Source organism: Sphaerotilus sp., assembly GCF_041083715.1.
Classification (GTDB): domain Bacteria; phylum Pseudomonadota; class Gammaproteobacteria; order Burkholderiales; family Burkholderiaceae_C; genus Sphaerotilus.
Window position 1 is genome coordinate 25,064 of the sequence record NZ_JBFPGY010000034.1, and the last position, 23,443, is coordinate 48,506.

The following is a 23,443-nucleotide window of genomic DNA, read 5'->3' on the forward strand; positions in this document are numbered from 1 at the left end:
GCCACGGAGGTCATGATGAAGCACACCCACGAATACAAGGTGGTGGACGTTTTCACCAAGCGGCCGTTGGCCGGCAACCCGGTGGCCGTCGTGTTCGACGCCGACGGGCTGGTCACCGAGGACATGCAGGCCATCGCGAACTGGACCAACCTGTCCGAAACGACCTTCGTGCTGACACCCACGACGCCGGAGGCCGACTACCGGCTGCGCATCTTCACGCCGCGCAGCGAACTGCCCTTTGCCGGGCATCCGACGCTGGGCAGCGCGCATGCCATTCTGGAAGCCGGTCGGGCCACGCCACGTGAAGGCGGCCGTCTGGTACAGCAGTGCAACATCGGCCTCGTCAACCTCTCGATCGAGGAGGGGCCTGCTGGACGACTGTTCGCATTCACGCTGCTGTCCGCGCACATCGAGCCACTGCCGGCCGCCGATGTGGCCGAGTTGGAATGCATTCTGGGATGTACGCTGGGCCACGGGGCCGCTCCCGCCAGGGTGAATGTGGGGCCGGTGTGGATGGTCCTGCGCATGCCCGACGCGGCCGCCGTGCTCGACCTGCGGCCCGACTTCGCGAAGCTGGCGGCCCTTGAGCGCCGCCTGGGCGTCACCGGCCTGACGGTGTTCGGCCACTACCCACCTTACCCACCCGCCAGCAAGGACGAGGTCGCCATCGAAGTGCGCACCTTCGCGCCGTCTTGCGGGGTCGAGGAGGATCCCGTCTGTGGCAGCGGCAATGCCAGCGTGGCGGCTTACCAGTGGGCGCGCGGCCTGCTGCCGTTGGAAGGCGCGGCCTACGTCGCTGCCCAGGGGCGATGTGTCGGACGCGACGGGCGCGTGAAGGTGCAGATCGGCGCGGATGGACAGGTCCGCGTCGGTGGCTCGTGCATCACCTGTGTGGACGGGCGGTTGACGCTGTAGGCTCGTGGTGTAGGAAAGGTACTGTCAACTTGTTGCGGTGAGGTCGAGAGAAGACCGCCGCCGCGTCGACCAACATCATACGGCCGTGACGCCGAACGTCCAGGCGCCACTGGCCCGACCCCAGGCCGCAAAAGCCTGGGTGCGAGCCGCCCTCTTGGCCGCCGCATCCCGGGTGTCACGACTGTGCCGAAACAGGTTGGCTACCTGATCGTGGGTCGACGCAAAACGCTGCAGGTGCCGCGCCGATTTGAACCGGCGCATGACCTTCTCCCTGACCCGGGTCGGCTGGTACGAATTCTCCGCCCGGTTGTTCAGCCCCTTGTGCTGCCGGTGGTCCAGGTCGAGCCCCAGATCCCGGTTTGCCGACGCATAGCTCCGGAGCTTGTCGGTGACGAGCACGCGCCAGACGCGGCCATGCTGCTTCATGAGCTTGCGCACCAGCCGCCGGGCGGCGTGCCGGTCACGCCGACTCTGCACGAGCATGTCCGGTGCGTGCCATGCTGATCGACCGCGCGCCACAGCCAGTGCTTGTGGCCGTTGATTGTGACCACGACCTCGTCGAGGTGCCACTTGTCGCCGCACGCTGGCGCATTCGCGCGAATGCGCCGGGCAGTGGCAGTACCGAACTTCAACGCCCAGCGTCGAACCGTCTCGTAGGTCACCTCGATGCCGCGTGCGGTCAGCATCTCCTCGACCACGCGCAGGCTCAGTGGGAAGCGAAAGTACAGCCAGACCGCGTAGCTGATGACCTCCGGCGGGAATCGGTACCCCGCGTACGAGATCAGCTTGTCTGCGGCGATGGGTGTCATGCCGCATCTTGCTCAGGCTGACCAGCGCTCTTCCGCTCCAGCCAAAAAGTTGACAGTGCCCAATTCCTTCGTCTTTGCAATGTGACATCGTACCTTTGAACGGACAGATTCCTGGAGAGCGGCGAGTCATCGGCCGGGCACCGTGCCTTGATGACTACCATTGACCAACGCGACGCCGAAGCCGCACCCTGCGCCATGCAAGACCACTTCATCAACGGCCATGAGGCCACTGCTTGAGCACCCTTCGCTGCACTCGCACGATGCTGTTGGCGTTGGCACTGCGCGCCGCCTGGCTCCTGGCAGCCGCCGCACCCGCCTGGGCCCAGACGCCTCTCACCGCACCCGCCCCATCCTCGCTCACAGCCGCCGAGCTGGCCGAGGTCTTCGACGACATTGACGCCCTTCGCCGCGCGCATGACTGGGACGTGGATGGCATGCCCGCGCGTGGTGCCACGCCGCAACGCATTGACCGTCTCTACACCGACCCCAGTTTGCCCGCGCAATTGCACGAGCGCCGCACGCACGGGCTGATTCGCGGCGGCCAAGGCAACACCCTGCGCTTCACGCGCCCGTCCGAGGTGATGGCCAAAATGGCGCAATGGTTTCCTGACGACCTGGCCGCAGCCCGCCAAGCCGCGGCCGAGCGCCACATTGCCCGGACGCCGCAATTCCATGGCCCCTTTGCCGCATGGCACGACGACGCCGTGTCCTTTGCCGCGCTGTGGAACTGCAGCCCGATAAAGGTGTGGCTGCATGCCGACCGCAGCCCTTTCGACTACCTCCCGGTGGAGGCCGACAACACCTGGCGGGCCATCAACGACGCTCACCTGCAGAACGGCGAGTTCCACTTTGGCCGCTGCGTGGAAGAGTCGCTGGGCAGCCGCCACAACACCACAATGCCCCAGGTGAACGCCTGGCGCGAACAACTGCACGGCTACGCCGCCCGTGCCAAGCCCCTGCTCAAAGCCCGCTTCAAGGCCCTCCTCACGCAACAACGCTGCACCGACCAAGGGGCCGATGACTGCGTACTGGTGTTGCGCGAGTGGGCTGAAATGTTGCCCCAAGACCCCGAAATACCGCCGCTGTTGCGTAGCCTGGAGGCAGACGTCAACCCCGACGGCACCCTGCCCCCCCTGCCTACCCTGCCTGAAGGCAGAACCGCTACGCAGGCTGCCACACACTTTGACCTTGCCACGCGCCGCGCCGGCTTTTTGCGCGTCAAGCTGGGGCTGATTCTGGATCAACCCAAGGCCTGGCCCGCAGACGCGCTGGCTGCCACCCTGCAGCAAATGCAGGCGCTGCGACTGCGCAGTCACGTGGGGGCCGACTGGCGATGGTCGTACCACGACTTCAGCGACTCCGAGGTGACAAGCCCGTTCAGCTTGCTCGCGCAACGATTGCCCACCTCGACCGTGGTTCGCCGAGCCTTGATCACGGCCGAAGACAGCGTGGTGGGCCAGCGGCTCAGCTGCAGCCCGCAATCAGGCGACAGCGACTGGCTGCGCTGGGGCGGTGACCTGCTGCGCGCCGACTACCTGCTGCTCAGACTCCAACGCGGCCAGGTGCTGGCAGACGACTGCTTTGGCACCACCATCCAGACCATTCGGAACGGTGAAGACCCGCGCCATCAAGCCCTTCGCGCCGGCTTCCTCGCCGTGGCCAACAACACCCCCAGCGTGGCGCTGCGCGACGCGCTGCTCAGCGATCTCACCGACAACGGCGCGCTGTGCTTTCCGACGAGCGATTCACCCGATGCCAAGCCGGCCCCCGTCCCGGCCTGGTTGCAACCCACTTGCGCGCGTTGGATCGGGGAACCGGCGCACTTGGCGCTGGACCGCCTCCGCAGAAAGGCGCAAGCGGCTGTGGACCTCCGTCTCGCAACCCTTCCAGTCGCCAGCGAAGGTGATGCCGCAGATCCCGCCAAGCAGCGTCAACTGCTGGACAGCCTGGTACCCGGCAACGGCCCCGGTGTGGCCGAGTGGCGCGCCACGGTCGCCAGCCTGCAGGGCGGCCGCTTGCGACTGGACGCGGCACGTCTTTGGTCGCACCCCCAGCGCCGTCTCGCGCTGCTGGAAATCACCTCGCGTTCAGTGGCTCCACCAGAGCCAGAAAGCAAAAACGGCAGCGACGCCACCGACGAAGCGCCGCAACTGTGGCTCCTGGGTGCCGACCAAGCGCGCAGACTGCATGTGCCACCGCGCCTGCTGGCCAAAGGCAAGCTTTCACGCGTGATGGACCTGCAGGACAATGGCGCTCTGCAACTAGCCTTTGGCATGGACGAAGGCTGCGCCAACAGCGACGACGACATTCAAGACCGCGACCTGGACTGCCGTGCCTTGGCCGGCGAGCTGGGCCAGATTGACCGCGACGCGGTGACCTACATCCGGCGCGACACCAAGCCTCCCGCCAGCGCGTGGCGCGGCGCGCCCGACCCCGGCGTGCTGCGCGCCATGGGCGCCAGCCGCAGCGACGCCATCCTGGGCGACTTTGGCAGTCAGAACTTGCGCCTGTGGGGTGCCTTGCTGGAGTCTTCGATCGGCGTGAACTTTGGCGTGGGCAAGGAAGCGCACGACCACGGCGAGATCCTCGCATTCACCAGCAAGGCCGACCCCCGCCACCCTGGCCAACGCCTGATTGCACTCTTGCACTCGCTCAAGGACCAACCCGAAGACGCGGGCGAGGTGGGCTTTGTGGTGGCAAGCGTTGACATGACCACGCAGCGCGTGCTGCGCCTGCAGCGCGAGCGCGTGGCGCAAGACGCCTCCATTCAAATTTGGCCCACCAGCCTCACGCTGGACACCGCCGCTTACAACGTGGCCGCCACCAAGCGTGCCTTTGGCGTGCGCATGGCGATTGGCCACAGCCCCCGCTGCGCCGAAGGCAATGAAAGCGACTACCTCTGGCTTTTGGTGGAAACAGGCCGCGGCTTCAAGACCCTGCTGAAAGACTTTGCCATGAGCCGCGGACGGCTCATCAGCGGGGCGCCGTGCAACGACGACGAAAACAAGGTCTCCGTCTTCGACAACGTCACCCTGCAACTCAGCGTCGCCAGCACTGCGCATGACGGTTGGGCCGACCTGACTGTCACAGCCACCCATGATTTCGACTCGTTCGGTGGCCCCGAAGTCGCGCCGAACGAAGCAAAACCCGTACCCCTGCGCCGCACGCCGCGCACCCATTCCATCGGCACGCTGCGCATGCAGAAGGGGCAATACGAATACCGTGGCCGTGACCCTTTCGATGTTGGCAACGCAGTGGCGCCCATGACGGACGCCAAGCCATCGACAACGCAAAGCCGATGAGCCAAGTTCGCGGAACGTGTCAATGAATAGGTTGCAAACCTAAGGTCGTCGGCTTCAAAGTCGAGACCGCGGCGCTGCACGCATCGAGCAGCAACAGGCGAGCGACACCGAAAAGCCAATCTTCTATCGATTTCAGAAGCCTGCCGACGATCGGTTCCCGGCGATGATCGAGCTGTTCGCGAGAGCGCCCGACGGATTACAACCCGCCTCAGGCAGTCAACTCACACCAATACCGCTGGACGAAGCCGTCTCCAGCCTGTCCGCCATTTTGCTGGACGAGACTTACTACGCATTCATCATGGCGGGTCGCCGCGAAGTCGATGGCTTGCCGTGGGTCGGTGAAGACCGTCTGATTCCGCTCAAGGCGATCGCATGGCTGGAACTGATGGCACGCAAAGCGCAGGGCGCCAAGGTCGAGAGCATTAGGAGTTGTGGGGGGTGAGGCCAGGTCAGGCCGATCGTCCGCAGTGAATCCCCCACGATTTCTGATGCTTTCCTACCTCGAAAATCCTCATGGCTCAATGCCAAGCCATTCGGTGAGCAGGTCGTCCACGCGCTCGTCGTGGCGGGCGCGGGTCGAGCGGGTCGGCGTGCCCGCGATGACCCAGGCGACCAGCACCTCGCCCGGCGCACAGAAGGCGTCCCGCACCTCGGCGTCCCGCACCGACAAGCCGCTGACCACCTTGGCGCCGTAGCCCAGCAGGTGCAGCGCGTTGAGCAGGTTCATCACCGCACCGCCGATGCACATCCACTGTTCGTGCATCGGCACGTCGTCCACGTCCTCGCGCAGCCGCCCGATGACCGCCAGCAGCGCCGGGCCGTTGTGCGCGCGGCGGCGGGCGGCGGCGACTTCGGTGTCGTCCAGTCCTCGGCGCTGCGCGGCGCGGGCGAACAGCTCACCGAGCGCGGCGCGCTGCGCCGGGGCGACCGAGACAAAGCGGAACGGGTGCAGCCCCAGGTGGTCGGGCGCGCGCAGAGCGAGTTGCGCGGCCAGACGCAGGTGCTCGGGCGTCGGCGCGGGCGCTTCCATCTGCTTCGGCCCGACCGAATAGCGGCCGGCCAGCGCCGCGAGCAGGTCTTCGGGCGTAAGGTCGTTCATCAAGGGGTTCCGGTGGCGGGGCTGCGGCGGCGGGTGCTCATCTCGGCGCCCATCTGCGACAGCGTCGCGGTGTCCAGCAACGTCCGGGCCAGCGGATAGGCACGCCCCTCCTCGCGGGCGATGTGGTCGGCGTAGACCGACGTGAACTCGGCCAGCGCTTCAGGCTGCGGGAACGCGGTCGAGGCCGGCGGCGCATCGGCCCACTGCTGCAGCGGCCCGCGCAGCACGGCCCAGAGCGCCTCCATCCGGCGATGTTCCGCGACGAGCTGCTCGGCCAGCGCGCGCTGCGCGGCGTCATCGCTGGCCAGCAGCGGCGGCAGGACGTGCAGTTCCTCGTCCTGGTGGTGGTGTGGCGCGGCGAGGTCGAAGTAGCGCAGCACGTCGCGCGCGGCGCTGCGCGAATCCTCGTCGTGGCCGTGCGCATGCACATGCGCCACCAGCCGCGCCAGCAGCGACAGCGTGCGCTCGACGCGGTCATGGCAGGCGTGCAGCATCTCGAACGGCTGGTCGAAGCCCACCGCGGGCGAGGCGAAACCGGGGAGCGTGGCGGTGTTGGTCATGGTGACAACGGGAGGTTCGATTTCACAGTGGCCAGACCTGCTTGGTCAGCGCCACCGACACGATGTAGAGCAGCACGGCCAACGCTGCCAGCCAGGCACCCAGCCGGACACCACGCGTGCGCCCCCGCTTGAGCGCCACGGTGCCCAGGCCGATGTAGACCAGCAAGGCGCCGATCTTGGCCAGCAGCCAGGGAGCGTCCAGCGGGTTGATCCGCCCGACCACCAGCATGCCGATCGCGGCCACCAGCAGGACGGTATCGACAACGTGCGGCGTGATCCGTGCCCAGCGCGCCCGCAAGGCGTCCGGGCGCCACAGCATCAGCAGACCGCGCACGAAGAACAGCGCCATGCTCAGGCCGACGCAGGTGAGGTGGAGATGCTTGAAGGCGAGGTAGCTCATCCGGCGGGATGATAGGGGCCCGTGCCAGCATGCGAGGCGGCGGAGGCGGGCAGGAAACCTCCGCTGTGGACATCGAAGACGTGAACCTCGCCGTCCTCGATCACATAGTGCCAGCCGTGCAGCGCAAGCCGGCCGGCCTCGACCTGCTCACGCACCATCGGGTAGCCCATCAGGCGTTCGAGTTGCAGCACCACTGCCCGCTGCTCGGTGCGGCGCAGCGCCTCGTCCGAGGGCTGCACCGGCAGCACCGCCTCGCGGCCGAGTTCGAGCCAGACCGCCAGGTTCGAGGCCCGCGCCGGCCCGCCGAAATACAGCGCCCGGATGCCGCCACAGTGGCTGTGGCCGCAGACGATGATGCGGGACACCTGGAGCTGCAGGACCGCGTACTCGATGGCGGCGGCCGTGCCGTGGAAGCCGGTCGAGCCGTCGTGTGGCGGCACGAAGGCGCCGACGTTGCGCACCATGAACAGATCACCCGGCCCGGTGCCGGTCAGCAGGTAAGGCACCAGCCGCGAGTCGGAGCAGCCGATGAAGAGCGTCGTCGGGTGCTGGCCGTGGGTGACGAGGTCCTGGAACTGGTCCTGCACACCGGGGAAGGTGTGCTCGTGGAAGCGGCGCAGGCGGGCCAGCAGTTCGTCCGGCATGTCAGCCAACCGACTCCGCCTGGGCATGGTTCAGCCCCTCGAACAGCAGGTTGTTTTCAAGGTGGATGTGCTCCATCAGGTCTTCGCGCAGCGTGCGCAGACCCAGGACCAGCGCCCGCCAGGTGTTGCAGGCGCCACGCGGCATCTCCAGCCCACGGGCCAGCGCCACCAGGCGGGCCAGCGCCTCGCCATGCTCGTCATGCTCCTGGCGCATCACGCTGATCGGCATGCGCACCATCGGCGGGAAGCCGCGCAGCAGGATCGGGAACAGGATCTGCTCCTCCTTCTGCATGTGCGACTCCAGCGCTTCGGCCATCCCGGTCAGGTGGTCAGCCAGCCCTGTGGGGCATTCGGGGCGGTCGGCATGCACGGTCTCGACGCGGCGCGACAGGCGGATCAGCTCGGGCAGTTGCTCTCGGTGGCGGGTGTGGAAGCGGGTCAGCAGGTGCTCGATCAGCTCGGCAGGGGTCGCCTGCTGCCAGTCGCGACCGTCGCCCGCGGGCACGGCCTGCAGCGCCTTCAGGGCCGCCACGATCGGGGCGGTATCGAGGCTGCGTTCAGCCGCTGCTGCGCGAAGCGACTTCTTGCCACCGCAACAGAAATCGAGCTGGTGGGTGTGGAACAGCGCGGTGGCGCCGGGGATGGTGCGGGCCAGGGCGCCAAGCGCGTCGTCAAGCAACGGCAGGTCAGTGGTGGTGGACATGGACATCGGGGGTTCTCTGGATGCATGGGTGCCCGCGAACGCGGGCATGACGGGTGTGGGGGTTACTGGAGCAGCGGGGTATCGCTGGCGTCGAGCGGCACGCCGACCAGTCGGGCCGCGCCTGCCAGCACCTGCAGGTACTGCCGCAGCGCCGTGGCCCAGGCCTGCTGCTGCAGCGACAGGCGCACGGCGGCCTGCACAGCCTCGAACGGCGGCGTCACGCCTTCTTCCCGTTCGAGCACCTCGACCACATGCAGCCCGAAGCGGCTGTGGACCAGGCGCGGCAGCACGCCGATCTCCTGCCCGCTGAAGACGTCGCGGGCGAATTCCGGGGCGCAGTCGGCGGCGCGCAGCCAGCCGAGGTCACCGCCGGTGGCGCCGCTCGGGCAGTTCGACAGCTCGGCCGCGCGGCGGGCGAACAGGTCGGCGTCGTCGCAGCGCACTTCCAGCATCGTGTGCTCGGCCCGATCACGCAGCCGCCGCACATCGACGCCCGGCGTCACCGCGAACAGGATGTGCCGCAGCCGGATGCGGTCGCCTTGGCGGTGGCGGTCGAGGTGGGCGGCATAGTGGCGGCGATAGGCGTCCTCGCCGGGTTCGGGCTGGCGCAGTTCGCGCTCCAGCAGTTGCTCGATGGCGTCGCTGGCCGCAGCGCTGGGCACGCCGTCGGTGTTCGCCGGGTCGTCGAGTGCGAGCAGGCCAGCCTGTTGCGCGGCCTGGCGCAGCAGCTCGGTGCAGGCCCGCTGGCGCAGCGCTGACTCGTCCAGCACCTCGTCGGGACCGTGCAGCGCGATGCCGTTGACGCTGGCGATCGGCACGGATGTTTGCATGGCGGTCATGTTCATGGTGCGTTCCTCACAGCACACGCCGCGGCGCGTTGTGGCCTTCCGGCAGGTTCAGTCGGCGGGCACGGACCAACTGGTACGGCCGCAGCACGTAGGTGATCGACGCGAAGCCGCTCCACACATGCACCAGCCGGCTGAACGGGAACAGCAGGAAGATCGTCATGCCCAGCACCATGTGGACCTTGTACGGCCAGGCCAGCCCGATCAGGTTCGCCGCCAGCGGGCGGAAGGTGACGATGCGCTGCGCCCAGTCGGCCAGGATCATCATCACGCCGCCATCGGCGTGCGACAGCGAGAACGGCAGCGTGATCAGCCCGAGCGTGAGCTGCACCCACAGGATGATCAGGATCGCGATGTCCGTGCGGTGGCTGGTCAGGCGGATGCGCGGGTCGAACAGCCGGCGCCACAGCAGCATCGACAGCCCGATGAAGCAGATGAACCCGGCCACGCCGCCTGCGACGATGGCCAGCAGTTGCTTCTGCGCCGGGGTGATGAAGGGCTCGTACAGCGCGTGCGGTGTCAGCATGCCGACCGAGTGCCCGAAGAACAGGAACAGGATGCCGACGTGGAACAGGTTGCTGCCCCAGCGCAAGAGACCTGCGCGCAGCATCTGCGACGAGTCGCTTTTCCAGGTGTACTGGTCGCGGTCGAAGCGGGCCAGGCTGCCCATGAAGAACACCGCCAGACAGATGTATGGGTAGACGGTGAAGAAGAAGTCGTGCAGGTAGGTGTTCATGCGGTGGCTCCCGGTGGGGTTGGTGCCTGGCGACCGGCACGGCGGACGATGTGAACGGGCTGTGACGGCGGGGGCTGCTGCGTGGCCGTGCCAGCGCCGGCTGCGCCGCTGCTGCAGCCGTCGAAGGCCGCCGGCTCGTCCCAGACGGCGTCGATGGCGTCCTCGTCGGCGATCTGCACGGCGCGCGGCGGCTCGCCCGCCAGGTCGAGCAGCGCGCCCATCAGGCTGGCGTAGCGGCTCTCGCGCTTTTCCAGCGCGTTGAAGACCACGTTGATCAGGTGAGCGATCTCGCCGAGGAAGGCCGTGGCCTCGCGGGGCGGCTGCGTGGAGGCGAACTCCAGCACCACCGGCAGGTGGTCCGGCATCTCGCCTTCGGCCAGGTAGAGGCCCGCTTTTTCGTAGGTCTGCGCCAGGTCGATCATGGCCGGGCCCCGCTCGCGCGAGTCACCGTGGATATGCTCGAACAGGTGCAGCGCGGTGCGCCGGCCGCTGTCGAAGAGCTGCACGTAGTCGGCCTCGGCGTCCAGATCGCTCTGGCGCGTCAGGCTGGCGATCAGCGCGTCGAGTTCGACGAGCCGTGCGGTCGGCAGCGCGCCTTCGGCGTGCAGCACCTCGCGGATCTGCGGCAGGTGAGCGCGAAGCTCGGCGTCGGGGTAACCGAGCAGCCGGGCCAGCGCCCGCAGCGTGCGCGGCGCGGGCTTCGGGCCGCTCGGGAAGGGTGTCGTGAACAGGCCCATGTTCAGATCTCCGCCTGGATCGGGATGGTCCGGCGCTTCTCGCTGCCGAACAGGCTGGTCTCGCCGGTGCCTTCGGAGCAGCCGTTGCCGAAGCTGAAGCCGCAGCCGCCGCGCACGTTGAAGGTGTTCTCGGCGTACTCACGGTGCGTGCTCGGGATGACGAAGCGGTCCTCGTAGTTGGCGATCGCCATCGTTTGGTACATGTCCTCGACCATGTCCTGCGTGAGGCCGACCTGCTGCAGCACGGCCAGGTTCGTCTCGCCATCGACGTGCTTGCTGCGCTGGAAGGCGCGCATCGCCAGCATCCGCTCCAGCGCCTGCACGACCGGAATCGTGTCGCCCGCCGTCAGCAGGTTGGCCAGGTACTGCACCGGGATGCGCAACTGGTTCACGTCCGGGATCTGGCCGTTGTGGCCGACGTGGCCCGCCTGGGTCGCCGCCGTGATGGGCGACAGCGGCGGCACGTACCAGACCATCGGCAGCGTGCGGTACTCCGGGTGCAGTGGCAGCGCGACCTTCCAGTCGATCGCCATCTTGTAGACGGGGCTCTTTCGGGCTGCCGCCATCCAGGCGTCGGGAATGCCGTCCTTGCGCGCCTGCTCGATCACCTTCGGGTCGTTCGGGTCGAGGAAGATGTCGAGCTGCGCCTGGTACAGGTCCTTGTCGCGCTCGACGCTGGCGGCTTCCTGGATGCGGTCAGCGTCATACAGCAGCACGCCGAGGTAGCGGATCCGGCCCACGCAGGTTTCCGAACACACCGTCGGCTGGCCCGCCTCGATGCGCGGGTAGCAGAAGATGCACTTCTCGGCCTTGCCGCTCTTCCAGTTGTAATAGATCTTCTTGTACGGGCAGCCCGACACGCACATGCGCCAGCCCCGGCACTTGTCCTGGTCGATCAGCACGATGCCGTCTTCCTCGCGCTTGTAGATGCTGCCGCTGGGGCAGCTCGCCACGCACGCCGGGTTCAGGCAGTGCTCGCACAGGCGCGGCAGGTACATCATGAAGGTGTTCTCGAACTCGCCGACCATGGCCTTCTGGGCCGCGTCGAAGTTGTCGAGGTTGCTGTCCACGCTGCGCTTGGCGTACTCGCCGCCGAGGATCTCCTCCCAGTTCGGGCCCCAGACGATCTTGTCCATCTGCTGGCCGGTGATGAGGCTGCGCGGCCGGGCGGTCGGACTGGCCTTCATCTCGGGTGCGCTCTGCAGGTGGTCGTAGTCGAAGGTGAAGGGCTCGTAGTAGTCGTCGATCTCCGGCAGGTTCGGGTTGGCGAAGATCTTCATCAGCAGCTTCCACTTGCCGCCCTGCCGCGGCTCGATGGAACCATCCGCCTTGCGCACCCAGCCACCGTTCCACTTGGCCTGGTTTTCCCACTCCTTCGGGTAGCCGATGCCGGGCTTGGTCTCGACGTTGTTGAACCAGGCGTATTCCACCCCCGGGCGGCTGGTCCAGACGTTCTTGCAGGTCACCGAGCAGGTGTGGCAACCGATGCACTTGTCCAGGTTCAGCACCATGCCGATCTGTGCGCGGACTTTCATGCGTTTTCTCCTTGGGCCTGCACGCGGGTGACGCGCTCGGCGCCAACGGGGGTGTCCAGCCAGTCGATCTTGTCCATCTTGCGCACCACGACAAACTCGTCGCGGTTGGTGCCGATGGTTCCGTAGTAGTTGAAGCCGTAGCTGAGCTGGGCGTAGCCGCCGATCATGTGGGTCGGCTTCAGCACGATGCGGGTCACCGAGTTGTGGATGCCGCCGCGCACGTGGGTGATCTCGCTGCCGGGCGTGTTGATGATCTTTTCCTGGGCGTGGTACATCATCACCATGCCCGGCTTGACCCGCTGGCTCACCACCGCCCGCGCCGCGATCGCGCCGTTGACGTTGAACAGCTCCACCCAGTCGTTGTCCTTGATGCCCGCACGCTTCGCGTCGTCTTCGCTCAGCCAGACGATCGGGCCGCCCCGGCTGAGCGTGAGCATCAGCACGTTGTCGGTGTAGGTCGAGTGGATGCCCCACTTCTGGTGCGGCGTGATGAAGTTCAGCAGGATCTCGGGCTGGCCGTTGCTGCGCTGGTTGTGCATCAGCGCGGTGGCCTTCATGTCCACGGGCGGGCGATAGCTGCCGAAGCCTTCCCCGAACGCCAGCATCCACGCATGGTCCTGGTAGAACTGCTGGCGGCCGGTGAGGGTGCGCCAGGGGATCAGCTCATGCACGTTGGTATAGCCGGCGGTGTAGCTGACCGTCTCGCTCTCGATGCCGCTCCAGGTCGGCGAGCTGATGATCTTGCGCGGCTGCGCCTGGATGTCGCGGAAGCGGATTTTCTCGTCCTCGCGGTACAGCGCCAGGTGCTTGTGCTCGCGGCCGGTCGCCTTGGACAGCGCTTCCCACGCCTTCACCGCCACGTGGCCATTGGTTTCCGGCGCGAGCTGCAGCACGACCTCGCAGGCGTCGATGTCGGTGTCGATCTTCGGCATGCCCTTGGTCACGCCCTCTTCGCGCACCAGACCGTTGAGCTGGCCGAGCTGCGTCACCTCGACCTGGGTGTTCCAGGCGATGCCCTTGCCGCCGTTGCCGACCTTGTTCATCAGCGGGCCCAGCGCCGTGAAGCGCTTGAACACGTTCGGGTAGTCGCGCTCGACCACCGTGATCTGCGGCGCCGTCTTGCCGGGAATCAACTCGCAGTCGCCGCGTTTCCAGTCCTGCACGCCCATCGGCTGGCCGAGTTCGGCCGGCGAGTCGTGCATCAGCGGTGTCAGCACCACCTCCTGCTCCACGCCGAGGTGGCCGACGCAGACTTCGCTGAATTTCTTCGCGAAACCCTTGTAGATCTCCCAGTCGCTGCGGCTCTGCCAGGCCGGGTCCACCGCCGCCGACAGCGGGTGGATGAAGGGGTGCATGTCGCTGGTGTTGAGGTCGTTCTTCTCGTACCAGGTGGCCGTTGGCAGCACGATGTCCGAGTACAGGCAGGTCGTGCTCATGCGGAAATCGAGCGTCACGAGCAGGTCGAGCTTGCCTTCGGGCGCCTTGTCATGCCACTTCACCTCGGTGGGCTTGGCGTCTTCCGCACCGAGATCCTTGCCCTGCACGCCGTTGCTGGTGCCCAGCAGGTGCTTGAGGAAGTACTCGTGGCCCTTGCCGCTGGAGCCCAGGATGTTGGAGCGCCAGACGAACATGTTGCGCGGCCAGTTCTGCGGCGCATCCGGGTCGTGGCAGGCCAGGTCGATCGAGCCATCCTTCAGGCTCTGCACGGTGTAGTCCTTCGGGTCCATGCCGGCGGCGCGGGCGGCCTTGGCGACCTGGATCGGGTTCACGTCGAGCTGCGGGGCCGACGGCAGCCAGCCCATGCGCTCGGCGCGCACGTTGAAGTCGATCGCGCTACCCTTGAACGCCGCCTTGTCCGCCAGCGGCGAGAGCACCTCGTCCATGCCGAGCTTCTCGTAGCGCCACTGGTCGGTGTGGGCGTAGAAGAAGCTGGTCGAGTTCTGCTGGCGCGGTGGGCGGATCCAGTCGAGCGCGAAGGCGAGTGCTGTCCAGCCGGTCTGCGGGCGCAGCTTCTCCTGGCCCACGTAATGCGCCCAGCCGCCGCCACTCTTGCCGATGCAGCCGCACATCATCAGCATGTTGATGACGCCGCGGTAGTTCATGTCGGCGTGGTACCAGTGGTTCATCGCCGCGCCGATGATGACCATCGAGCGGCCTTCGGTCTTCTCGGCGTTTTCGGCGAACTGGCGCGCCACCGCGATGACTTGCTCGCGCGGCACGCCGGTGATGGCCTCCTGCCACGCTGGGGTGTAGGGTGCGTCGTCGTCGAAGTTCTTCGCGCCGGTGCCCAGACCGCGGTCGATGCCGTACTGGCCGGCCTGCAGGTCGAATACCGTGGCGACCAGCGCGTGACGCTCCTCGCCCGCCTTGCCCAGGCGCAGGCGCACGGCCGGTACGTGGATGCGCCGCACGTCGCCGCCCTGGTCGTTGCCGATGAAGTGCGGGTTGACCACGCCGCCGAAGTACGGGAAGCCGACCTCGACGATCTCGTGCGCCTGCGCGCCCCCTTCGCCGTGTTCATCCTCCAGCACCGAGAGCTTGAGCTTCGTGTCGGCCCCCGTGCGCGCGTCCTTGTCCTCCAGGTTCCACCGGCCGGCATCGGCGCGGCCCTCCGGCCCCCAGCGGAAGCCGATCGAGCCGTTCGGCGCCACCGCCTTGCCGGTGGTGTCGAAGGCGATCGTCTTCCAGTCCGGGTTGTTGGCCTGGCCGAGCTTGCCGTTGAAGTCGCTGGCGCGCAGCAGCCGGTCCGGCACCAGCACCGTGCGGCCGTTGTCAAGCGTCTGCTCGCGCAGCATCACCAGCATCGGCAGGTCGGTGTAGCGGCGCGCGTAGTCGTCGAAGTACGCCGCGCGGCGGTCAAAGTAGAACTCCTTCAGGATCACATGGCCCATCGCCATCGCGAGCGCAGCGTCGGTGCCCTGCTTGGGGTGCATCCACAGGTCGGCCAGCTTGGCGACCTCGGAGTAGTCGGGTGTCACCGCCACCGTCTTGCAGCCCTTGTAGCGGACCTCGGTGAAGAAGTGCGCGTCCGGCGTGCGCGTCTGCGGCACGTTGGAGCCCCAGGCGATGATGTAGCTGCTGTTGTACCAATCGGCCGATTCGGGCACGTCGGTCTGCTCGCCCCAGATCTGCGGGCTGGCCGGCGGCAGGTCGCAGTACCAGTCGTAGAAGCTCATGCACACCCCGCCGATCAGGCTGAGGTAGCGGCTGCCGGCGGCGTAGCTCACCATGCTCATCGCCGGGATGGGCGAGAAGCCGATGACACGGTCGGGGCCGTGTTGCTTGATCGTGTGGACGTTGGCGGCGGCGATGATCTCGTTGACCTCGTCCCAGCCCGACCGCACGAAGCCACCCAGGCCGCGCACCTGCTGGTAGTCGCGCCGCTTGGTCTCGTTGGCCATGATCGACGCCCAGGCGTCGACCGGGTCGTGGTGCAGCCGGGCCTCGCGCCAGTGCTTGAGCAGCCGGGCGCGCACCATCGGGTGCTTCACGCGGTTGGCGCTGTAGAGGTACCAGGAGTAGCTCGCGCCGCGCTGGCAGCCGCGCGGCTCGTGGTTGGGCATGTCCCAGCGCGTGCGCGGGTAGTCGGTCTGCTGGGTCTCCCAGGTGACGATGCCGCCCTTGACGTAGATCTTCCACGAGCACGAGCCCGTGCAGTTCACGCCATGGGTGGAGCGCACGATCTTGTCGTGGGCCCAGCGGTTGCGGTAGGCATCTTCCCAGGTGCGGTCTTCGCCCGTGGTGCGGCCGTGGTCGCCGGAGAAGGCTTCCTTCGGTTGCGCAAAGTGATTCAGACGGTCAAGAAAGTGACTCATGGGGTTGGTCCTCTTCGTTCTTCAGGCGTTCTTCAAGGGTTCTTGACGTAGGCGTTGGCGCGCAGGTAGAACCACCAGTTCAGCACCAGGCACAAGGCATAGAAGACGGCGAAGCCGTACATCGCGGTCTGCGGCGTGCCGGCCTTGATCTGGGCGCCGATCACGACGGGGGCGATGAAGGCGCCGTAGGCGGCGATCGCCGAGGTCCAGCCCAGCACGGGGCCGGCCTGCTGGCGGTCGAAGATCACGCCGATGGTGCGGAAGGTCGAGCCGTTGCCGATGCCGCTGGCGGTGAACAGCACGATGAACAGCCACATGAAGGTCGAGAAGTAGATTTCCGGCGTGGCCGACTGGTAGGCCTGCAGCATCACCTGCCCGACCCAGACCGAGGCGCCCACCATCACGGCCGAGATCACCTGCGTGACGATGGAGCCGCCCACCTTGTCCGAGATCCAGCCGCCCACCGGCCGCACCAGCGCGCCGACGAAAGGCCCGATCCAGGCGTAGGTCAGTGCGGACACCGCGTTCGGGTTCTTCAGCGTGTGCTGCAGCACGCCGTTGGCGTCCGGCACATGGCTGATGCCGAAGATCACCGTGATCGACAGCGGCAGCGCCATCGAGAAGCCGATGAACGAGCCGAAGGTGACGATGTAGAGCAGCGTCATCGACCAGGTGTGCTGGTTGCCGAAGATGGCGAACTGCCTGGCGATGTTGTCCTTCATCGTGCCGAAGGCGGTGAGCTTCATCACCATCAGCGTGCTGACGACGATCAGCGGCATCGCCAGCCACATGTTCAGCACGCCCAGCCCGGTCGGCTTGGGCAGGTACAGGTACAGCCCGAGCCCGGCCGGCACGAACGACAGCGTGTACAGCCAGATGATCTTCAGGAAGGCGGGGACCGTGCCGCCGATGGACGGCGAGACGGTGGTCAGGTTGTTCATCCCGAACCAGCACAGCACCGACAGCGGCACCAGCGACAGCAGCCACGCGAAGCCGGCGTTCTGGATCCAGGTCGGCGTGCCGGCGGCGATCTTGCCGAAGATCCAGCCGCTGTCCTTCACCAGCGTCATCGGCTCGCCGCCCAGGCTGCCGAACAGGCCCATCGTCATCACCAGCGGGATGACGATCTGCATCGTCGTGACGCCGAAGTTGCCCAGGCCCGCGTTCAGGCCGAGCGCGGTGCCCTGCAGCCGCTTCGGGAAGAAGGTGCTGATGTTGGACATCGACGAGGCGAAGTTGCCGCCGCCCACACCCGACCACAGCGCCATGAGCTGGAACACCCACAGCGGCCAGTCCTTGTGCTGCAGCGCGATGCCGGTGCCGATGGCCGGCGACAGCAGCATCGCGGTCGTCAGGAAGATGGTGTTGCGCCCACCGGCCAGGCGGATCAGGAAGGAGGCCGGGATGCGCATCGTGGCACCCGCCAGACCGGAAATGGCGGTCAGCGTGAACAGCTCGGCCTGGGTGAACTGGAAGCCCAGGTTGAGCATCTGCACCGTGATGATTCCCCACATCCCCCAGATCGCGAAGCCGCACAGCAGCGCGGGCACCGAGAGCCAGAGGTTGCGGTAGGCGATGCGCTTGCCGGTGCTGTTCCAGAAGGCGTCGTCTTCCGGACGCCAGTCGGTGAGGTCAGTCTTGTGCATGGGAAGGGGTTCTCCGGAGAACAGGTGTCAGCGTGGTCAGCGTGCGAACGAACGCGACAGGGGCGAGGCGGGGGCGTTCTGGCCCATGACCGGGGTGCGGCGCACTTCGGTCCAGTACATCCAGATGAGCGAGACCCAGACCACGCCATAGAGCAACATGAACGCGCTGGAGCGGATGCCAGTCAGGTCCATCAGCACGCCGAACAGGATCGGCAGGACGAAGCCGCCCATGCCACCGGCCAGGCCGACGATGCCGCTGACGGTGCCGATGTTGGTCGGGTAGTCGTCGCTGATGTACTTGAAGACGCTGGCCTTGCCGAACGCGAAGGCGATGCCCAGCAAGAACATCAGCGCGGTGAAGGCATAGACGTTCAGGCCAAGGTGGAAGGTGCGCGGGCCGGACACGGTGACGACGGTGAAATCGGTCTGCGGGTAGCTCAGCAGGAACAGGCAGATCCAGCTCGCCCACAGCACCCACCAGGTGACTTGGTGTGCGCTGTACTTGTCCGACAGCCACCCGCCCACGGCGCGCAGCACCCCACCTGGCAGCGAGAAGCAGGCGGCCAGCAACGCGGCGGCGCGGATGTCCAGCCCGTACTCGCCCACGTAGTACTGCACCATCCACAGGCTCAGGCCCACGTAGCCGCCGAACACGATGCTGTAGTACTGGCAGAGCTTGAGCACCTGCGGGTCCTTGAGCATCTGGAGCTGGTCCATGAAGCGCACGTTGCTGGGCACCAGGTGCGCCGGGTCACTCGAACTGAAGAGCCAGAACAGCACCAGGGTGCCGAGCATGATGGCCGCGTAGACCTGCGGCACCATCGTCCAGCCAAAGGCCACTACCAGGCCCGGCGCGATGAACTTGTTGACGGCAGCGCCCGAGTTGCCGGCGCCGTAGACGCCCATCGCGAAGCCCTGGCGGTTCTTCGGGAACCAGCGCGCCACATACGGCGTGCCCACCGAGAACGAGCCACCCGCCAGTCCGACGAACAGGCCGATGACGATGAAGTGCCAGTAGGCGGTGGCGTAGCCCATCATCCAGATGGCCGGCACGGTCAGCGCCATCAGGCAGGCCATGACGATGCGCCCGCCGTACTTGTCGGTCCAGATGCCCAGCGGCACGCGGATCAGCGAACCGGTCAGCACGGGCGTGGCCGTCAGCAGGCCGAATTCGGTGGCGTTCAGGCCCAGCGTCTTGCGGATCGGGATGCCGATCACGCCGAACATCATCCACACCATGAAACACACGGTGAACGCCAGCGTGCTGACCAGCAGCACCGACAGCGCCTGTCCCTTCTTGGTCATGTCCAGTCTCCTCCCTGATCGGTTTGCAGGGGCTGGGCTGACTTTAGAAAGGCACGGCCGGGCGAGGCATCCTTCGGTGGAACACAGGGCGCCGTCCGGGAGAACGATGGCGCCACACGCGGCATCGTCCGGAAGAACTACCCGGCCATCCCATCGCTGCCGGGTTGCCGCAGATCAAGGCTGCGGCCGGATTTGTCAGGACAGTCCGTGCTCGGTGGCGAGCACAGCGGCCTGTACCCGCGAGGTCAGGCCCAGCTTGCGCAGGATGTGCTGGACGTGGATCTTGACCGTCGTCTCGGCGATTGCCAGTTCTCGGGCGATTTCCTTGTTGCTGTCGCCGCGCGCGATACCGCGCAGGATGTCCAGCTCGCGGGGCGACAGCCGGGCCAGTGGTGACGCGGGCAGCGTCGGGGCTTCCACCGCCACCGCTGCCGCGGCTTCATTCGTCGAACGGGCCTCCGCGCCGCGGAACGCCGCCACCAGTTTGCCCGTCATTTCGGGCGACACGACGCTGTCGCCCCTCATTGCGCGCCGGATCGACGATGTCAGCTCATCGCCCTCGATGGTCTTGAGCAGGTAGCCACACGCCCCGCCACGCAGCGCCGCCGCCAGGTCGTCACCATCCTCGCTGACGGTCAGCATCAGCACCCGGGCCCGCGGCGCCGCCTCGCGCAGCGCCGGCAGCGCATCGACGCCATTGACGCCCGGCAGGTGGTTGTCGAGCAGGATCACGTCGGGCTGCAGCTCCTGCGCACGGCGCTGCGCCTGGCCGGCGTCCGCCGCATCGCCCACGACCTGCAGCATCGGATCGCGCGACAGCAGCGCGGTCAGGCCGCGGCGGAACAGCGTGTGGTCATCGACCACGAGCAGGCGGATCGGAGTGGGGGGCAGGGGAGAGGCGGTGTCGGTCATGGGGTCATCGAGGCGTCATCAAGGGGCTGCGGGCGTCCTCAAGGGCAGGCCGCAGCGGCATCGTCAGCACGACCGACGTGCCACGTCCGGGCGTGGACAGCACCTCCAGTGTCGCCCCGATCCGCTCTGCCCGCTCGCTCATGATGCGCAGTCCGACGTGGGTTTCATCGGGTGGCCCGCTCGCCACATCGAAGCCCGCCCCATCGTCGCGCACCTCGATCTGCCACTGCGGCTGCTTGGCCACGTCGAGCCAGACACGGCGCGCGCAAGCGTGCTTGCGCACGTTCGACAGTGCTTCCTGCACGATGTGCAGCACCTGGATCTGCACGTCCGGCGGCAGCGGCAATCCCTGCCCGGTGACGTTGAAATGGGTGACCAGGCCGCTCTGGTGTTCGAGCTTGCGCAGCGTGGTCTGCAGAGCGGGCTCGATGTCCTCGGCATTGGTGCGGGTGCGGAAATGCACCAGCAGCTCGCGCACATCGCCATAACATTCGCGCACGCCGACGTCGATCTCGTCGATGACCTGCTGCATCCGCGCGGCGTCGCGGCTGGCGATGGCGTCGCGCATGAGCTGGACCTGGATCTTGGTGAAGGCCAGCGATTGTGCGATCGAGTCGTGCAGTTCGCGGGCCAGGAACGTGCGCTCTTGCGACACCGCCGCCTCCAGTTCCAGCGCGTTGAGCCGCAGGTTCTCGATCGCGCTGGCCAAGTGAGCGGTGAGGGCTTCCAGCAGCGAACGTTCGGCGTCCGGCAGTGCGTAGCGGGCGTGGAAAAACAGATCGACCTCGCCGATCAGGTGCTCCTTGAGCCGCACCGGGATCGACACCACCGTCTCGAACCCCGCGACACCACAATGCCCGAGCACCGGCGTGGTCATGCTGCGGATCGGGATCACGCGCACCTCGACCTGATCGGGTGCTGCGCCGCAGTAACAGTCGCCGGTGCGGACGCAGTGCTCGCCCTCGACCATCGACGCAGGCAGGCCTTCGCTGGCCAGCATCAGGTAGCGCTCGTTGGCCTCGTCCGACCAGCGCAGCGCCACGCCGTCGGCATGGGCCACCCGGCGGATGCGCTGCACAAACCCCAGGGCCAGCTCATCCAGCGTGCCGGCCTTGGCGACCAGGCTGGTCACGTCGTAGAGCGCCTCCAGCCGTTCCCGCTTGTCGGCCAGCTCCGAGGTCTTGGCCTTCACCTTGGCCTCCAGGTCGCGGTACATCGACTGCAGGTGCTCGGCCATGCCGTTGAAGCCTTCGGCGAGTGTGCCGAACTCGTCGCGGGTGACACACGCCACCCGGGCGTTGAAGTCGCCGCCCTGGATACGCTCGATGGCTTGCTTGAGCAACGCCACCGGCTCTAGCACGAACAGGTAGCCCATGAACAGCAGCAGCGCCGAGCCCAGCACCGCCAGTGCCATCACCCCGACCTGCAACAGGTGCAGCACCGTGGTCCAGCGCGACAGGTGCTGCTCGATGGCGCTGACCATGCGGTCGATCTGGTCGGTGAACGCCACGGTGTCGCTCACCAGCCCGACCGGCTCTGACACCTTGCCGCGCGTCCAGCGGTCGCGGAACTGGGCCCAGTGGCGATCGACCGTGGTGTAGCGCTCGCGCACCGTGTCGTCCCAGGGCATGAACAGCGGTCGCTCCGGGTCACCCTCGCGCAGCAGCGTCAGGCTGTGCTCGAACTGCCGCACTTCCTGGGGCAGGGCTGCGACATCGCCTGTGCCAATGGACAGCGACATGCGGTAAGCCTGCATGCGCATCCGGCCCGCCTCGTTGACTGCTGCCGCCCCACCATCCAGTTGCCATGACACCCACAGTGTCAGGCCGATCGAGACCAGGGCCAGCAGCAGCAGCGGCGCTGCCACCAGCGTCAATTTGATGCCCAGCGTCCAGTGCCGTTGATGAAGTGTCATCAGCCGACTCTATGCCTGGGCGCTTGGCACATCAAGCCAACACCCGAGTGTGGAGACCATGGGCAGTGCGCGTTTCACCCTTGAGCGTCCGGTGCCATCTGTCGCCGAGATGCTCGGAGCGTGGAGATGATGTTCACCGGATTTTTTCTGTTGACGCCTACGTATCCCAAGAATGGGCAACCCCGACGGCGCATCCATGAGGTGCAATTCAATGAGTAGGTGCTCGCGCGGAGCCGTGAGCCCGGCATGTCCGCAGGATCGGTGGCAAGGATACGTTGTGGAGTCGGCAGTTAATACCCCACAAATCCTCATGCTCTCTCGAAGCAACCTACGAGACGGTTCGACGCTGGGCGTTGAAGTTTGGGGCCGTCATTGCTCGGCGCATTCGCTCGAACTCGCCAGCGTGCGGAGACAAGTGGCACATCGACGAAGTCTTGGTGACAATCAACGGCCAACTGCACTGGCTGTGGCGTGCGGTTGACCAGCACGGCGCCACGCTGGACGTGCTCGAGAGCATGAGGAGTTGTGGGGTGTGGCCCTCAGGGCTATTCTGGCCGGATGAAACGTGCCCCGCAGGCACCTTCCCCACCGGCCACGGCCACGGCCGCCGGCGGCGGCGGCGAGATCCTGCAACTCAAAGTCTGGCTGATGAACATCAGCCCCATGGTCTGGCGCCGGCTGCTGGTGCCAGTCGATTGCACCCTGCGTGAGTTGCATGGCCTGCTGCAGGTCGCGATGGGCTGGCAAGGCTTCCACCTCCACCAGTTCCGCCTGCATGCGGTCCGCTATGGCTGCTCCGCGTTGTCAACGCGCTCGTCCGGAGTCCCGCTGTCTGCACTGGGTTTGCGCAAGGGCACCCGGTTTTGCTACGAGTACGACCTGAACCTGCCGTGGGCGCATGAGATCCGCGTCGAGAACCGGATCGATGCACAGGACGGCGCGGCCTACCCGATCTGCACAGGGGGATCGGGGGCATGCCCACCCGAGGACTGCGTCGGTCCGGCCCGGTTCATGGATCGGCGCCTCGACGTGCTGTCGTACGAGCACATGGAGGATCTTTTCTTGATGGCCGACATCGCCGGCCAGGTGCTTTTAGAGAATCGACCCGGCGTTCTCGATGCCGAAACCCGGGAGCAACTGGCCTTGGCGGTGGAGCGAATTCAGATGCGCCAGCAGGCACAGGGGCACGCGTTCTCCCGGCGCAATATCAACGCACAGTTGCGCGCCGGCAAGCACCATGTGCTTCAGTTCCAGCAAGACTGAAGCTGGTACCACCTGATCGGGAGAGGGCTCATGCGCATCACCATCCTGCTGCAGATTACCGGCGATGACGGCGTTTGCCGATCGGCTGAGGAGATCACGGCCTTCGACAAGTCCAGCGAGCGCACAGAAGACCTTGGCCTGTCGCTTCGCGAAGGCAAGGCGCTGCTGGCGACCTTGCAGGACCGCACCGTCAAGGCCCAGGCCGAGGCGTGGTTTCAGCGACATCGCCGCTGCCCGGCCTGCAGCACACAGCGCTGCATCAAGGGGTACTACCCTGCGGTCTTCCACACGCTCTATGGCGA

General features: G+C 66.8%; 18 protein-coding genes and 3 pseudogenes. 6 read left to right on the top strand and 15 right to left on the bottom strand.

What is annotated here, in order from left to right:
- Positions 1-15 precede the first annotated feature (15 nt).
- Complete coding sequence (locus AB3X43_RS01675; protein WP_369428157.1) at positions 16-915, top strand: PhzF family phenazine biosynthesis protein; 900 nt, start codon at positions 16-18, stop codon at positions 913-915.
- 75 nt (positions 916-990) lie between these two features.
- On the opposite strand, the pseudogene AB3X43_RS01680 reads toward AB3X43_RS01675, so the two are convergent.
- Positions 991-1,724, bottom strand: a pseudogene (locus tag AB3X43_RS01680) (IS6 family transposase).
- 233 nt (positions 1,725-1,957) lie between these two features.
- Between AB3X43_RS01680 and AB3X43_RS01685 the strand changes: the two are divergent.
- Both AB3X43_RS01685 and AB3X43_RS01690 read left to right on the top strand, forming a co-directional pair.
- The gene (locus tag AB3X43_RS01685) at positions 1,958-5,026 is read left to right on the top strand and encodes a PA3715 family protein (protein ID WP_369428158.1); all 3,069 of its coding nucleotides are present in this window, start codon (positions 1,958-1,960) and stop codon (positions 5,024-5,026) included.
- 163 nt (positions 5,027-5,189) lie between these two features.
- Complete coding sequence (locus AB3X43_RS01690; protein ID WP_369428159.1) at positions 5,190-5,468, top strand: hypothetical protein; 279 nt, start codon at positions 5,190-5,192, stop codon at positions 5,466-5,468.
- 69 nt (positions 5,469-5,537) lie between these two features.
- On the opposite strand, the gene AB3X43_RS01695 is transcribed toward AB3X43_RS01690, so the two are convergent.
- The 14 genes from AB3X43_RS01695 to AB3X43_RS01760 all read right to left on the bottom strand — a co-directional run bounded on the left by AB3X43_RS01695 (position 5,538) and on the right by AB3X43_RS01760 (position 21,878).
- Positions 5,538-6,125: a nitroreductase family protein gene (locus tag AB3X43_RS01695; RefSeq protein ID WP_369428160.1), complete on the bottom strand. Its 588-nt coding sequence runs from the start codon at positions 6,123-6,125 to the stop codon at positions 5,538-5,540.
- Positions 6,125-6,685 carry a hemerythrin domain-containing protein gene (locus tag AB3X43_RS01700; RefSeq protein WP_369428161.1) on the bottom strand — a complete coding sequence of 187 codons (561 nt, stop codon included), beginning with the start codon at positions 6,683-6,685 and terminating at the stop codon, positions 6,125-6,127. Before AB3X43_RS01700 ends, AB3X43_RS01695 begins: the two co-directional genes overlap by 1 nt.
- A gap of 22 nt (positions 6,686-6,707) precedes the next feature.
- Complete coding sequence (locus AB3X43_RS01705; RefSeq protein ID WP_369428162.1) at positions 6,708-7,085, bottom strand: SirB2 family protein; 378 nt, start codon at positions 7,083-7,085, stop codon at positions 6,708-6,710.
- Positions 7,082-7,729 carry a carbonic anhydrase gene (locus AB3X43_RS01710; RefSeq protein WP_369428175.1) on the bottom strand — a complete coding sequence of 216 codons (648 nt, stop codon included), beginning with the start codon at positions 7,727-7,729 and terminating at the stop codon, positions 7,082-7,084. Before AB3X43_RS01710 ends, AB3X43_RS01705 begins: the two co-directional genes overlap by 4 nt.
- Position 7,730: 1 nt before the next feature.
- On the bottom strand, positions 7,731-8,414 hold the full coding sequence (gene ytfE / locus AB3X43_RS01715; protein WP_369428176.1) for an iron-sulfur cluster repair protein YtfE: 684 nt from the start codon (positions 8,412-8,414) through the stop codon (positions 7,731-7,733).
- A gap of 80 nt (positions 8,415-8,494) precedes the next feature.
- Positions 8,495-9,277, bottom strand: a complete 783-nt coding sequence (locus AB3X43_RS01720; RefSeq protein WP_369428163.1) for a peptidylprolyl isomerase — start codon at positions 9,275-9,277, stop codon at positions 8,495-8,497.
- A 10-nt stretch (positions 9,278-9,287) separates the two neighbouring features.
- A complete protein-coding gene (gene narI / locus AB3X43_RS01725; protein WP_369428164.1) occupies positions 9,288-10,013 on the bottom strand; it encodes a respiratory nitrate reductase subunit gamma in 726 nt (241 codons plus the stop codon).
- Positions 10,010-10,750, bottom strand: a complete 741-nt coding sequence (narJ, locus tag AB3X43_RS01730) for a nitrate reductase molybdenum cofactor assembly chaperone (protein ID WP_369428165.1) — start codon at positions 10,748-10,750, stop codon at positions 10,010-10,012. The genes narI and narJ overlap by 4 nt, the downstream gene beginning before the upstream one ends.
- Positions 10,751-10,752: 2 nt before the next feature.
- On the bottom strand, positions 10,753-12,285 hold the full coding sequence (gene narH, locus AB3X43_RS01735; protein ID WP_369428166.1) for a nitrate reductase subunit beta: 1,533 nt from the start codon (positions 12,283-12,285) through the stop codon (positions 10,753-10,755).
- The gene (locus AB3X43_RS01740) at positions 12,282-16,100 is read right to left on the bottom strand and encodes a nitrate reductase subunit alpha (protein WP_369428167.1); all 3,819 of its coding nucleotides are present in this window, start codon (positions 16,098-16,100) and stop codon (positions 12,282-12,284) included. Before AB3X43_RS01740 ends, narH begins: the two co-directional genes overlap by 4 nt.
- 32 nt (positions 16,101-16,132) lie before the next feature.
- Entirely contained in the window at positions 16,133-17,746 is a 1,614-nt protein-coding gene (locus AB3X43_RS01745; RefSeq protein WP_369428168.1) for an MFS transporter, read from the bottom strand.
- A 36-nt stretch (positions 17,747-17,782) separates the two neighbouring features.
- A complete protein-coding gene (locus tag AB3X43_RS01750) occupies positions 17,783-19,051 on the bottom strand; it encodes an MFS transporter (RefSeq protein WP_369428169.1) in 1,269 nt (422 codons plus the stop codon).
- A gap of 195 nt (positions 19,052-19,246) precedes the next feature.
- Positions 19,247-19,963: a response regulator gene (locus AB3X43_RS01755; RefSeq protein ID WP_369428170.1), complete on the bottom strand. Its 717-nt coding sequence runs from the start codon at positions 19,961-19,963 to the stop codon at positions 19,247-19,249.
- Positions 19,964-19,967: 4 nt separating this feature from the next.
- On the bottom strand, positions 19,968-21,878 hold the full coding sequence (locus tag AB3X43_RS01760) for a type IV pili methyl-accepting chemotaxis transducer N-terminal domain-containing protein (RefSeq protein WP_369428171.1): 1,911 nt from the start codon (positions 21,876-21,878) through the stop codon (positions 19,968-19,970).
- Between the two features lie 317 nt (positions 21,879-22,195).
- Between AB3X43_RS01760 and AB3X43_RS01765 the strand changes: the two are divergent.
- The 3 genes and pseudogenes from AB3X43_RS01765 to AB3X43_RS01775 form a co-directional block, all read left to right on the top strand.
- Positions 22,196-22,387, top strand: a pseudogene (locus AB3X43_RS01765) (DDE-type integrase/transposase/recombinase); the annotation flags it as partial.
- Positions 22,388-22,436: 49 nt separating this feature from the next.
- Positions 22,437-23,141, top strand: a complete 705-nt coding sequence (locus tag AB3X43_RS01770; protein ID WP_369428172.1) for a plasmid pRiA4b ORF-3 family protein — start codon at positions 22,437-22,439, stop codon at positions 23,139-23,141.
- 30 nt (positions 23,142-23,171) lie between these two features.
- A pseudogene (locus AB3X43_RS01775) lies at positions 23,172-23,443 on the top strand (ISKra4 family transposase); the annotation flags it as partial.